8 protein-coding genes are annotated in these 14389 nt (G+C 46.5%); 7 read left to right on the top strand and 1 reads right to left on the bottom strand.

Going from position 1 to position 14389, the window contains the following annotated elements:
* Positions 1–3: 3 nt before the first annotated feature.
* A complete protein-coding gene (locus tag JUB15_RS20965; protein WP_207514608.1) occupies positions 4–1827 on the top strand; it encodes a RagB/SusD family nutrient uptake outer membrane protein in 1824 nt (607 codons plus the stop codon).
* A gap of 62 nt (positions 1828–1889) precedes the next feature.
* On the opposite strand, the gene corA is transcribed toward JUB15_RS20965, so the two are convergent.
* Positions 1890–2864: a magnesium/cobalt transporter CorA gene (gene corA / locus JUB15_RS20960; protein WP_207514607.1), complete on the bottom strand. Its 975-nt coding sequence runs from the start codon at positions 2862–2864 to the stop codon at positions 1890–1892.
* Positions 2865–3057: 193 nt separating this feature from the next.
* Here corA and JUB15_RS20955 point away from each other — a divergent pair, with 193 nt between their 5' ends.
* From JUB15_RS20955 to JUB15_RS20930, 6 genes are all read left to right on the top strand, one after another.
* Positions 3058–4023: a DUF1259 domain-containing protein gene (locus tag JUB15_RS20955; RefSeq protein WP_207514606.1), complete on the top strand. Its 966-nt coding sequence runs from the start codon at positions 3058–3060 to the stop codon at positions 4021–4023.
* 204 nt (positions 4024–4227) lie between these two features.
* Positions 4228–5502 carry a hemolysin family protein gene (locus tag JUB15_RS20950; protein WP_207514605.1) on the top strand — a complete coding sequence of 425 codons (1275 nt, stop codon included), beginning with the start codon at positions 4228–4230 and terminating at the stop codon, positions 5500–5502.
* Between the two features lie 301 nt (positions 5503–5803).
* Complete coding sequence (locus JUB15_RS20945; RefSeq protein WP_207514604.1) at positions 5804–6397, top strand: RNA polymerase sigma factor; 594 nt, start codon at positions 5804–5806, stop codon at positions 6395–6397.
* A gap of 366 nt (positions 6398–6763) precedes the next feature.
* A complete protein-coding gene (locus tag JUB15_RS20940) occupies positions 6764–8071 on the top strand; it encodes a FecR family protein (protein ID WP_207514603.1) in 1308 nt (435 codons plus the stop codon).
* Positions 8072–8315: 244 nt separating this feature from the next.
* Complete coding sequence (locus JUB15_RS20935; RefSeq protein WP_207514602.1) at positions 8316–13490, top strand: carbohydrate-binding protein; 5175 nt, start codon at positions 8316–8318, stop codon at positions 13488–13490.
* 207 nt (positions 13491–13697) lie between these two features.
* On the top strand, positions 13698–14291 hold the full coding sequence (locus JUB15_RS20930) for an RNA polymerase sigma factor (RefSeq protein ID WP_207514601.1): 594 nt from the start codon (positions 13698–13700) through the stop codon (positions 14289–14291).
* The last annotated feature ends 98 nt before the right edge of the window (positions 14292–14389 follow it).

The following is a 14389-nucleotide window of genomic DNA, read 5'->3' as shown; positions in this document are numbered from 1 at the left end:
GCAATGAAAAAGATAATCTATAATATATCGATATTGACTTTCGCCCTGCTGAGTCTTGCTTCCTGTAAGAAATGGCTCACCATGGAATCTGACAGCAAGTTCGACAGCGAGTCTACCTTTCAAACTGTTGACCGGTCAGAGATGGCTGTACTGGGCATGTACAGTTTTACCTTCAACCGGGAAATATATTACCAGTTCGGCATGGGTACCGATGAATGCATTTCAACAGAGGGTGAAACCAACTCGAAGAACCGGTTTGCTAATTATGTATACTCACCCGATATTACGCCTACCGATACGTATACTGCCATGTACAAGGCTATTGAATATGCCAATGTATGTATCAAGCGATTGAGTGCAATGACGGGGGCCAACGATGCTGAACAGAAAAAGATAAACATGCTGCTGGGCGAATCGTACGCCATTCGCGCCATGAGCTTTTTCAATGTAGTACGCTTCTTTGGCGATGTTCCGTATCCCACTATTCCGGTGCAGGATGCAGGTACATTCACTTCTTCCCGCGTTAGCCGCGATACCATCTATGATGGTTGTGTGGCCGATCTGCAAAAAGCCATAGAGCTATTGCCCTGGAAAAGCGAGGGTATGGTGCCAACACCGGAACGGTTCACTAAAAATGCGGCTTATGGCATCCTGGCCCGCGTGGCGCTGTATGCAGCCGGATACTCCTTACGCTGGGACCTGAACACGTATTCCGCCGGATCTGTGAAACTGGCCCAACGGTCCGATGCTGCCCGCATACGGGAGTTATACCAGATAGCATCTGATGCCTGCAATGCCATCATCCAAAAAGGCGAGAACGGCCTGCTGAACAGTTATGAAACTGTTTTTCGTGACCTGGTAAATGGCAGATATAATAAAGAATCCATGTTGGAGTACGGCCAGTATGGGACCAACGTAAACGGTTCGGCCATTGGTTATACTAATGGTATGGCTGCCCACACCAATTCCAGATATGGCAAAGCAGAGCCTTTAATGGCTGCAATGCCTACCTTGTTATTCGATTTTGAAGACGGCGATCTGCGCCGGGATGTCTCCATTGCTACCTATGGCATTACTGCCAGCAACAAGCGCCAGTTGAATCCTTATGGCAGCAACCGCATCGGCAAATTCCGGGTAACCTGGAAAAAGGAACATGGAACCGCCATTAACAAACGCGATATCAACTGGCCCTGGCTGCGTTACTCCGATGTATTGTTGATGTATGCCGAAGCACAGAACGAATTGAACAATGCGCCAACCGCTGCCGCTAAAAATGCCTACGAGCAGGTAAGGATCCGTGCTTATGGGGGCGATGCCAGCAAAATAGGCAATACACCTGCTACTTACCAGGAGTTCAGGGATGCGATCATTAAAGAGCGCAAGCTGGAGCTGGCCTTTGAAGGCTGGCGCAGAACCGACCTGGTGCGCTGGGGAATTCAATTCGAAGCATTAACGAAAGCAAAACAAAATCTGATCGATATGGCCAACAAAGCAGGTAACTATGCCAATATCGACCGCTACAGAGCTTATAAGCTGGACTCTGCCTCTTCCTGGGAAGACCCTGTTGTGGGCATTCCATTCATGGGTTTCAAAACAAAACCAACATCCGCAGACAGCGCCGCAGCAAAAGCAGCCGGTTACACGACGATTCTCGAAATGCACAGTAACGTGGCGCCACATGGCGGCCAGGCCTTAGTCGCCAACCAGCCATGGGTAGTAGCCATCTTCAGAGGACTGGAGAAAAATAAAGTGGAATTATTACCCCTTAATACAACAACCATTGATAACAATCCCGGATTGGCCGGGCAGCAGCATCCGAAATATTAAAAGATTAGCACCCGTCTCAATGAAACATCGGTCCCGCCCATGTGGCGGGATTTTTTTTGACTTTACAGCCATCCCGACCGGCGGAAGAAATAATATACAATCACGCAAACACAGATGGTAAATAACACCACCAATGGATAGCCGTACGTCCATTCCAGTTCCGGCATAAATTTAAAGTTCATTCCATAAAAGCCCGCTACCATAGTAGGCACCGCAATGATAGCAGCCCAGCCTGCGAATTTTCGCGAAGTATCATTTTGCGAGATGGAGATCAAAGAGAAATTTGCGTCAAGCGCGGTGTTCAGCAGTTCCCGGGTGTTGTCAACCATTTCATTGATGCGCAGCGCATGGTCGTAGATATCGCGGAAATAAGGTTGTGTTTCCGGCGAAATGTATTTTATGTCAAACCGCATAAGGCGGTTGCAAATATCGATGAGCGGCGATACGGCCCGTTTCACATCCAGCAGTTGCTTTTTCAGCTGGTAAATCTGTTCGGTAGTTTCGCGGCTCGGGTTTTCCTTGAATACTTTGTCTTCGATCGTTTCCAGGGCAAGTTCCAGTTCCTGCACTACCGGGAAGTACATATCTACAATAAAGTCCATGATGGCATACAGTACAAAGCCCTGGCCTTTGCTCAACAGGTCGGGCATGGTTTCACAGCGATGCCGCACATCGGTATAAGCTACCGATGAACCATGCCGCACAACAACAATAAAGTTCGTCCCAACAAAAAAATGCGTTTCGCCGAATTGAATATTGCAATCCCTGGCCATTTGCACGGTTCGAAGCACAATAAAAAGCGAATCGCCGTATAATTCTATCTTGGGGCGTTGATGCGCCCGGTGCGCATCTTCCACCGCCAGATCGTGCAACCCGAATTCATCCTGCACCCTTGACAGCAGTTCTTCCGAAGGTTCATACAGGCCTATCCATACAAACTTGTTATTGTCTTTTAATATTTCACGAATGCCGTTGAGCTCAACATCGGCAACACGGTGGCCGCCGGCATAGGCAGCACAATTGACAATCTCTTTCATAAAAACAATTTTTCAGGTTGGCCGGGAAATGCTACTGTAAGTTCGTGAAAATCCTATAACTACAGTCCTTTGCCAGCAAACGGGTTGCCGGGCAGGTATCAATGGGCTGCCGACTTTATACAATAAAATTTACCAATAGCGTTTCTATAAATTCTTTAGTTTAGCCAGCCAAAAGGTCATTAAATTAGTAATTATGAAGCGCTTTTTTGTATTACTGATTGTTCCTGTTTTATTTATAGCGTGTAACCAGTCAGAACCTGCTGACGCAGCTGCAAATACCGGCGATGCATCCGCTGGCGCAAAGAACAACGTCATTGCCTGTCCGCCCGGCACTAAACTCGATATTGGCACCATTGAACGGATCACCGGCCGCAAAGGCGTTGAAAAAAACGGCGAATACAAGATCACTATTCCACAGAATGACCTCAATATGATGGTGGATGGATTCAAGATCATTCCGCCCATGGGCCTCTCGAGCTGGGTGGCTTTTACGCCCTGTGGCGACAGTGTTATGGCCATGGGTGATCTTGTACTTACTGAAATTGATCTGAAATGGTTGCAGCAGGAAGTGATCAACCAGGGATTCACCATCACGGCCATCCACAACCATTTTGTGCGTAGCCGGCCCAACGTGATTTATATGCACATTGACCGTACGGCCGATGTAACTACAATAGCCAACAGTGTTAAAGCGATCCTCGATAAAATAAACGAGATCAGGGGCGGCGATCCGCAGGCGGCCAGGACCGACAGTGTGAAGAGCACCCTCGATATGGCCGCATTGGATGCTATCCTGGGACAAAAAGGTGAGTTGAACAAAGGTGTTTATAAATATACCATCGGACGGCCAGATGTACAGTTGGTAGAGCATGGCATACCTGTTAGCAGTTTTATGGGCTTCAATACCTGGGCTGCCTGGCAGGGCACCATGGACAGGGCAGCAGTGGCCGGTGATTTCGCCATGCTTGAGGATGAAGTAGCGCCCGTAATAAAGCAATTGACCATCCATGGCCTCGAGGTCGTGTCTGTACATAATCACATGGTACATGAAGAACCCCGCATTTTCTTTCTGCACTATTGGGGCGTAGGCAATGCCCGGCAAATGGCGAAAGGATTACGGTCTGCGCTGGATGAAACCGGAAAGGGGGCTAACCATTAATGCATTACCATAGTCGCATAATTTACTTTTCCGGTCAGTTACCCTGAATTTCGGATATTTGCAGTATTCCCCCTCAGGAAGCATCATCATTTTCCCGCTGATCATTGCACCCTATGCCCGCTGCGTCGTCGTTAAGCTTCATTGAAGCGAAGTCAACTTAGCGTAGGCGGGTACTTTAAACCTTGTCTTTTCAACTGATAAAATATGGAAGTCTTTATTATCCTGCTGTTGATCCTGTTAAATGGAATTTTTTCCATGAGTGAAATTGCCCTGGTTTCGTCCCGCAAATTCAAGCTTGAGCACGCCGCCCGCAAAGGAAATATAAATGCCAGGAAAGCGTTGCAACTGGCTAATAACCCCAATACCTTTTTATCAACGGTTCAAATAGGTATTACATTGATAGGTATTCTTACCGGTTTATTCAGCGGAGAAAGAATACAGGATGAACTGCGTGCTTCCATTGAAAAGATCACCCTCCTGCAACCGTATTCCGAAAGCATTTCCGTTGCCGTAATAGTGATCATCGTTACTTTCTTTTCAATTGTATTTGGTGAGCTCATTCCCAAAAGGGTTGGATTGATGTTCCCGGAAGCGATTGCCTCTATTATGGCCACGCCCATGACCATCATCTCCATCATTACAAAACCCTTTATCTGGTTGCTCACCAAAACGAATGATCTTTTCCTCGGCATCTTTGGCCTGAAGAACCAGAAAGAGGGAATTGTGAGTGAAGAGGAAATAAAAGCGATTGTACAGGAAAGTGCAGAAAGCGGAGAAATTCAGCAAATTGAACAGAATATTGTGCATCGCGTGTTTGCCCTGGGCGATAGAAAAGTAAGTGAATTAATGACCCATCGCGGCGATCTGTTGTGCTTTAGTCTGAGCGATAACCTCGACACCATTAAAGCAAAAGCGCAGCTGGAAGCGCATTCAGTATATCCGGTATTTAAACAAACAACCGATAACCTGGTAGGTGTCGTATCAGTGAAAGATATCTTTCCAAAAGATTTCAGCACTACGCCCTTTGACCTGGCAGATTTTCTACGACTGCCGGTTATGGTGCCTGAAACAGCGCCAGCTTATAAAGTGCTTGAAAGATTCAAGGAAAGCAAGATCCATTATGCATTTGTGCTCGATGAATACGGAACTGTGAATGGCATGGTGAGCATGGATGATATTCTCGATGCACTCATCGGAGATGTTACCGAATACAACCAGCACGAATACCAGATCGTACAAAGAGATGAAAAGAGCTGGCTTGCAGATGGCGGTTATCCCTTCTTTGAGTTCTTGAATTATTTCAATATGCAGCACCTCGAGGTTCCGGAAGGGGAGTATAATACAATTGCCGGTTTAATATTACACACCACAGGTTATATACCCAAAACAGGCGAAGTAATTACCTGGAACGATTTTGAATTCGAGATCATGGACCTCGACGGACCAAAGATCGATAAGATACTTATAAGGAGAAAGTGAATACATCACGGCGTTGCCTTGTATTCCATTAGCACATTAGCTAATCAGCACATTAGCTAATCAGCACATCAGCACATTGCTTAGTTCGATTCCGATTGACGGCGTTGCGGTGATTCTATTAGCACATTAGCTAATCAGCACATCAGCACATTGATTTAAACGTTTCATCTTTAACAGGTTAATGGCAACAATGCTGCCACAATAAAAATTTATTTTTATAATAGGTTAAACGCCGTAGTTTAGCTCCGTTGATTTGCGAATGCTAAACTTATTTACCTGTAATTTTAACGCTTAAAAGCCGTTGTCATCCCAATCCGCATACAATGAGATTGAATTACTGAAGCTGGTGGCTGAGGGTAATAAGAATGCTTTTACAGAGATCTATAATAATTACCGCCATAAAATTTACTCCATTGCTTATGAATTAACGGACTCCACGGCCGTGTCGGAAGAAATTGTACAGGATGTATTTCTAAAAGTATGGGTGAAAAGGAACATGCTTCATGAAGTGACCCATTTCCGGGCTTACCTGTTCACCATCACCCGCAATTATGTATTCACTGCTTTGAAACGCATTGCCCGTAAAGAATCTCTCGAAGAGAATGCCATGGAGGGAACCCCGTTCTATAACCACGATACGGAAGACCGGGTGCTGAACAATGAATACACCCGCATTTTGCAGGCTGCCATCGACCGCCTGCCGGAGCAGCAAAAGCAGGTATACAACCTAATCAAAAAAGAAGGACTTAAAAGAGAAGAAGCTGCCGCTGCGCTTCAGTTGTCACCCGAAACTGTAAAATCACACCTGGCACAGGCGATGCGCAGCATCAGGACCTATTGCCTCACCCGCCTCGACGTTTCCATTGCTTTAATGATTTTAATACGCCACTATTAAGGAGATTTCTGATTTCCTGATTTCCTGATTTCCTGATTTCTTGATTATGAGATTTCTGATGTCGGGGAGATGTGGAATTGATAAAAGTGTTCAAATTTTGAGTAAATCTCAAAATCTCAAAATCTCAAAATCTCAAAATCTCAAAATCTCGAAATCCCGAAATCTCGAAATCAGCAATCGGAGATTTGGATATTAATAGGAGTGTTCAATCTGGGCAAATCTTGAAATCAGGAAATCAGAAATCAGCAATAGGAAAATTTTTGAAAAAAATTTTCCCCCCGGCTCACCCAAACAGGTTTGTGCAGTAGTCTCTATTATACGTATAACCCAAATGTGCTAAAATTTCAAAAGAACTAAGTATTGTTTATGGCTTCATCGCTGGAATATTTATTGAACAGGTATGCGAACAAGACCTGTACACCGGAAGAAAAAGAGGAACTGATGCGGTTGTTGCAGGAGAGCGGTAACGACGAAGCGGTGCAGCAATTGATAGAAAAGATGATACAGGAAAGACCTGTAAAGCACCAGATGCCTGAAACTACCGCCCAGGCCATCTTACAGTCGATCTTTGAGGCCGATGAAACGCCGGTTGTTACTATGGCAACCACACAGGTACGCCGCCTGGCTTTTGGCCGCATCGCAGCTGCTGCCGTCATCCTGTTGCTGCTTACGACCGCCGGCTGGCTGTGGTTGACAAACACGACAAAAACGCAGTTGGCAACAACCGTAAATGTAAAAAACGATGTTGCTCCCGGTGGTAATAAAGCCCTGCTTACGCTTGCCAATGGCGCTACCATTGTGCTCGATAATGAAGAGAACGGGATCGTAGCCCGCGAAGGAAATGCCAATGTGGTTAAGCTGAAGAACGGACAGCTGAAGTATGAAAAAGCAGCAGGGCAGGGCAGTACCGCATCAGATGATGGCAAACCGGCTATGGCTTATAATACATTAAGCACTCCCAAAGGGGGTGAATACAGAATTGTATTACCAGACGGAAGTAAAGTTTGGCTGAACGCGGCTTCCTCTATAACCTACCCAACGGCTTTTGATGCCAAAGAAAGGAAAGTGCAGGTTACCGGTGAAGCCTATTTTGAAGTAGCCAAACTGGTTACTGCGAAGGATGGAAAAAGAATACCATTCCTGGTTGACATCCGTTCAGCTCGCGGCCACCTGGGACAGGTGCAAGTATTGGGAACACATTTTAACATAAATGCGTATGATGACGAAGAAGCAGTTAAAACCACCCTCCTCGAAGGAAAGGTTAAGATCGTTAAAGCTACAACCACAACCAATGAAGCTACCGCAAAAAACAACAAGGCCCAGGCAGAAGGTGCTTCGGCTGTCTTAAGTCCGGGCGAACAGGCAACCATTGGTGGCGGCCGGTCAAATAAACTGGCAACAGACGGCGTGCAGGTGAAGCACGTAGATGTAAATGATGTAATGGCCTGGAAGAACGGTATGTTCCATTTTGAGAGGGCCGATATCCAAACCGTGATGCGCCAGTTGTCGCGCTGGTACGATGTTCAGGTGGTGTATAAAAAAGATCTTGATAAAAGCGATCCCCTGTTCTTTGAAGTGTCGCGCCACACCAACTTGTCAGATGTACTGAAAGTGCTCAACCTGGCAGGCGGCGCCCGGTTCACCATTGAAGACAAAAAGATTATTGTACAGTAATTCCGATAGCTATTACAACAACCCCAAACCCAAACCGTATTGTTCAACCCTAGTAAACTGATTTTTATGAAAAACCAAGCCAACTAACAACTTAAACCCTCACCCGGTAATTGATCTTACTATGAAAAACCAGTATTACCGGGTACCCATCAGTAGTTCGATTACCCTAATTTAAACAGTCAATCTATCCATGAAAATCTTTACCCAGACTTTTCCATACTATGCTTTGTATAGATGGTTAAAGATGAAAATCATCATACAAATGTTGCCTGTCGTCCTGCTGCTGACGATGGCTTTTAATCAAACGGCTTCTGCCCAGCGTAGTTTTGCGCATCCCGGTCTCAGCCATAAAAAATCTGACCTGGAACGTATGAAGTATATGGTGCAGGCAGGCCGTGATCCCTGGAGAAAATCTTTCCAGAACTTATCTCAAAATCCTTATGCCAGCTACAACTATGTGGTACAGGGCAGCCCCGGCGTTACCCGGCTGGTAGAACCTTCTTCAGAAGCTGGTTACAATTATGAAAAATTCAAGTACGATGCATTGGCTTCCTATTACAATGCCATCATGTGGTACATTACCGGAGATGAAAGGCATGCGCTGAAAAGTGTACAGATCTTCAATGCATGGTCAAACCTCAACCACATTTCATCAAACGGTACCAAGGCGTTGGATGCCGGCCGCGTGATCTGGAAAATGCTGGAAGGCGCCGAGATCATCAAAAGCACTTACACCGGCTGGTCACAGGGCGACATCAACAAATTCAAGGCGATGCTGGTGTATCCCGGTTATTCAACTACCGTTGAACCAACAGCCGCTATCAATGCAGAAGATGCCACCTTTTACTGGTATATGTATAATGGCGATCCGGGCCGTCATGGTAACCAGGGTATCTTTGCCATGCGGGGTATCATGGCCATGGGTATTTTCCTCGATAATGAGATCATGTACGATCGCGCGCTCCGTTATATGATGGGTATGCCGCACCGTCCCGATGATCTGCCCTATCCATCTGGTCCGCGGTCTACTTCAGCCACTCCATCGGCTACATACGAGTATTACGATGAATTCAGCGCGACTAATATCATTGGCACAACGCCTGATTATGGCTACAATGAACCAATTGCCAATTACATTTGGGAAAACGGTCAGTGCCAGGAAGCGTCCAGGGACCAGTCGCATACCATCAGTGGCGTTTCAATCATCAACACCATGTGTGAAATTGCCTGGAACCAGGGCGATGATATGTATAGTTTCCTCGACTATCGCCCATTGCTCGGTATAGAATGGGGCATGCGCTACAATGCGTCGCTCCACTATTCTTTCCCCGACCAGCCAACACCGTGGGAGCCCACTGTTGAAAATGGTGAGTTCATTCAACGGCGCGATCGCAGCGGCCGCTGGTTCTCGAAGAAAGTAAATCCTTATTCAGAAAAGGAATTCACCAAATTACTGCGCGGAACCAATTTCAAATTCAGCGAATATCCTTTCCATGAAATGGCGCTGGCGCACTATCGTGATCGTGTTGGCCTTAGCCCCGACAGGTACAAATGGCTGCAACGTGTGTTCGACATTTCAACCAGGGAATCTGGTTTGGAAGGACAGGGATTCCAGGTTGATTTTCCAGGCTGGGGCGGTTTAACTTTCCGCAGACCCGACAATTCTCCCGGCGACCCCGTTGAGTTTGTAAACGGTAAACGGGTGTATAAAATGAATATGGTGCCCGGCAAAATTGAAGCGGAGAATTTCGACCACTTCGTGCTCAATGGCCAGGGTAAAACATACAATGATAAAACAGCTGCCAATACCGGCGGACAATACAGAACTGCCGAAGCAGTGGATATTGAAACCTGTTCAGAAGGTGGTTACGATGTAACAAACCTCGAGAACGGCGAATGGATCAACTATACGGTTGCTGTGCCTGCTGCAGGTACTTACAAGTTGAAGATGCGGTATGCAGCTGTGGCTGCCAATGGCGCGCTTAAAGTAGAGTTTGATGGAACCGACAGGACGGGCCAGTTCAATGTACCTTACGGAACTCTTTATTCAAATGGTGCGCAGGATTGGCGCGAGATCACAGTAGGATCTGCCTTTACCCTGCAGGCCGGGGTGCAAAGCATGCGCGTATTCATTACAGGCGCCAGCAATGCATTTTCGATCAATAGTTTCTCGCTGTCATTCGTAGGAAGCCTGGAATCGCAAACCATCAATTTCGGCACCCTGCCTACCAAGAAATTAGGCGACGCGGATTTTGATGCAGGTGCTTCTGCCAGCTCAGGATTACCAGTGACCTACACCAGTTCGAATGCGAACGTTGCTACGATCGTTGACAATAAGATCCGCATCGTAGGTTCAGGTGTGGTAACCATTACCGCCTCACAGGAAGGTAATGATGCGTATGCCGCAGCATCCAATGTGTCGCAAACGCTCACCATTACGGGCATTGCTGCGGGTGATTATGTATCATCGGGCAATATGAACTGGAACGGCGGAACCTGGAACATTGCCGATGGGAACGGCGGCTATAGTGGAACCACCACAACAGCACCCAACAACACAAAAAACGTTCACATGCTTGCAGGGCACACGGTCACATTAGCCGGCACGGCCGGCCAGGCAAAGAACTGCACAGTATACAATGGAGGCACCCTGTTACAACAGGTTGCCCTTACTGTTTCTGGGCTGTACGTAATTGATGGTACCCATACCATGTCAAATACGCTTACGATAAATGATCTTTCAATTACCGGTACAGGCGTGCTGGCTGCCACAACCGCTCCTGCAGGAAGTGTGTTCAGTCTTGTTACCAATAAAGCTACGGCGCTTTCTATCAATGGACGTCTCGGTGCGCCTGCAGGTTCTGCCGTTACCACTATCGGTTCAGGTATCAGGGTCTTTGTAGCCGGCTCCGGAACAACCACGTTCACGGGTAATGGTGTTATGAATATAGCCCGTTTCACACCCAACAGTAACCAAAGCTCCAATCAGCATATCGTGATCGATATGGATATGGAAGTGCGTAACTACGCAGGTACAACCGTGAGCAGCCTGAGCTTGCAGAACGGGAACAATGGTTCCGGCGCCAAAACGCTTACCATCAATGCCGGCAAAACGGTGAAGATAAATGGTAATGATGAGCGCGGTTCTTTCCATGGCTGGTACAGCCCCGGGTATGGCCTGTCGGGTTATACAAATACCGGTGGTGTCATGACCTATAATATCAATGGTACCCTCGATTGCTCTTCTGCGCAGTTTAACCTGGCTACCAACCAGAACAGCAGCAATAACGAAGTGATCGTGAACGTGAATGGAAAATTAAAGCTCGGATCTACGGTCCGGCTCTTCCGTTATATGGCTACTCAAAAGATCAGCATCAATGTAGGTGATACCGGCATCATCGACGGTTCAACCGAAGCATTGAACCTGAACACAGCCAGTGCCGGGCAGAGTATCAACACCAGTGATTTCACTGGTACCGAAGCCGTAGCAACCGGTTTGGGTGGTGTAACCTTTAATGGCAGCAATCCGGTAGTAGGTACCTATGCATTCGTAGGGAACGGTGGTGCAGGTTATGCAACCCCTCCGGCTGTGGTTTTCACCGGCGGTACATTGTCGAACAACCTGGCGCCTACCTATGCTGTTGCTAACCTCACCGATGGAGTAGTTACCAGCATTACGATAATTTCAACCGGTAATTATAGTACTAAACCAACCGGCATTAAATTCATAGGCGGTGGTGCACCAACACAATGGTTTGCTTTCAAAGGCGACAACCAAAGCGGTACCATAACGCAAAAAGTAAATGCGAATGTGGCTACACCATTGTGGATCGGAACTGCTACCAGCTACAACCCGGTAACGGTGAAACCAGCTGCTGCTACCGTATTCACGGCAAATGTAAAAGCAGGTGATCTGGCAATAGGACAGCAATATGCAGCCAATGCCATCAACAGAAGCTGGAGCATTCAACCGGCCAGCGCTACTGCTACCGATATTACCTTCGGCTATAATACAACCGATGCCAATGCAGAATGTGATGCAGCTGCCGCCATGCGTCTGGCTTCTTCAGACAAGGTGTTTGATACCCTGAGCGCACCGCAGGCTGCGGCCGGTACCAACTGGCAGGTAAGCTATGCAGGTGTTGACAATTTCCCTGTATTTAATTTGTTGAACGCCGGTACCCAAACCATCCATTTCGACGCACTGGAACCGGTAATGGTTGATGCTGCTGATTTTGAAGCGGGCGCTACCACCAGTTCACAATTGCCTGTACAATATACCAGCTCAGATACGAGTATTGCTAAGATTGTAGATGGAAAAGTACACGTTGTAAAAGCGGGTATCGTTACCATCAGTGCAACCGCAACAGGCGATGTGTATTACCTGAATGCTGACACTGTTTCGCAGCAACTGACCATCAACAAAGCGTTTTACGCTGACGTGGATGCAGATGGCGCCGGTGCAGGCGCTGCCGTATTATTTGCACAGAACGATGCACCTGCAGGTTATTCAACCAGCAACAGCGACTGTAACGACAATGATGCAGCAGTTCAGCATCCGGTATTGTACTATGTTGATGCCGACCACGATGGTTTCGGTTCTGCTGCTACAGCTATGCTGTGTGTTTCAACCGCGCCTGAAGGTTATGCAGCTAATAATACAGATTGCGATGACGCGAAGCTGATGTATGCCGACAACGATGGCGATGGCCTGGGTGCCGCTACCCTTGTAGCCTGTGGTGTACTGAACAATACTGATTGTGATGATACCAACCCCGTACAGTTGACAGCCACCATTCCCGATGTATACGCTGTAAACGGATCAGGTATTGAACAAAATACCATTTATATCGGGTATGGACCTACATCGCTGAACATTACAGCCAAACCGGTCGGCGGTTCCGCGCCTTACACCTATGCGTGGAGCAATAACCAGACAACCGAGTCTGTCAATCTTTCTGCAGCCGGTACATATACCGTGAAGATTTCTGATGCCAGGGGATGCCAGACCACAGCATCTATCACCATCAAAAAGATAAATGTACAATGTGGCAACCGCAACGATAAAGTGGTGATCTGTCACAACGGCAAAAGCGACTGCATTGCTGCCAGTGCAGTAGCAGCGCATTTGAAACATGGCGATAAACTGGGTTATTGCAATGAAGGTGATGCTATCGAAGATGTAGTAGCTTACCCCAATCCGGTATTTAACGGACGTTTCTATGTAAAAACGCCTGATTACCTGATCGGCAACAACATTCAGGTTACCCTTACCGACCTGTTCGGCAGAGTAGCATATCAGAATACGTTACCTAATAATAATGGTACTATTCAGGTACAGCTCGACAGGAAAGTAAAAGGTGGAATTTACCTGCTGAAAATAAATGGCATTTATATTTCCAAACTGATCGTGTTGTAATAAAAATGTTTAGCCAATAACAGGATCTCCTTCCGATGTCTCGGGAGGGGATCTTTTTTTATTATATCTGGCTGTTCAGAAATAATAAAGCCATAGGCCTGTACGTTGCACATCTCTTAAATAACGATTATATGATGCATAATCTTTTTAGAGCGTTACCTATTATGAGTTTTTGTATTACTTTTACGCGCTAAGTACAAGGCCTTATTGGAAGCAGTAGTAATACATACCGATGAAATATTACTCTCGCAGGTAGCCGGTGGAGACAAAGATGCATTTACCATGCTCTATCGCCGTTACTGGCATGCATTATTTACAACTGCTGCAAAAGCGCTTCGATCAAAAACGGATGCTGCCGATCTGGTTCAGGACATTTTTTTATCGATCTGGAATCGCCGCCACGACCTCAGGATAACCGGCTCCCTGGCCGCTTACCTGCAAACGAGTGTTAAGTACAGTGTCATTAAATATATAGAGAAGAATATTACGCGGCGCGATTACCTGGTTCTGTTAACCGACATGCTTGTCCATTACCAACCACCCGATGTGGAATCGCAATTACAAATAAAAGAGTTGCAAACCGTCATTCAGTCGGCCGTTGATCAAATGCCGCAAAAAATGAGGGAAGTATACCAGCTCAGCCGAAAGCATCATCTTAGCCATAAAGAAATTGCCGAACGCCTTGGCATTTCTGATGAAACGGTAAAGAAGCATATTCAACATGCTTTACATATTATTAAAACATCAATAAGCCATAACGCTACTACCTTGGCGGTGCTGCTTATTCAATGGTTGAAGTAACAGGTGTTCCTGCGCCTGCTTTTATTTGAATTGCTGCAATTGTATTTCATATTTTTATATATGTGAGTGAACGAATTGTTTGTTTATTACCTGATTCG

This window comes from Longitalea luteola, assembly GCF_017356035.1.
Lineage (GTDB): Bacteria > Bacteroidota > Bacteroidia > Chitinophagales > Chitinophagaceae > Niastella > Niastella luteola.
The sequence above is the reverse complement of the archived record's forward strand: the minus strand, read 5'-3'. Positions and strand labels throughout refer to the sequence as shown.

Excerpts from the sequence above, each read along its gene's own strand:
- JUB15_RS20965 (WP_207514608.1), top strand. The coding sequence starts at position 4 with ATGAAAAAGATAATCTATAATATATCGATATTGACTTTCGCCCTGCTG.
- corA (WP_207514607.1), bottom strand. The coding sequence starts at position 2,864 with ATGAAAGAGATTGTCAATTGTGCTGCCTATGCCGGCGGCCACCGTGTT.
- JUB15_RS20955 (WP_207514606.1), top strand. The coding sequence starts at position 3,058 with ATGAAGCGCTTTTTTGTATTACTGATTGTTCCTGTTTTATTTATAGCG.
- JUB15_RS20950 (WP_207514605.1), top strand. The coding sequence starts at position 4,228 with ATGGAAGTCTTTATTATCCTGCTGTTGATCCTGTTAAATGGAATTTTT.
- JUB15_RS20940 (WP_207514603.1), top strand. The coding sequence starts at position 6,764 with ATGGCTTCATCGCTGGAATATTTATTGAACAGGTATGCGAACAAGACC.
- JUB15_RS20935 (WP_207514602.1), top strand. The coding sequence starts at position 8,316 with ATGAAAATCATCATACAAATGTTGCCTGTCGTCCTGCTGCTGACGATG.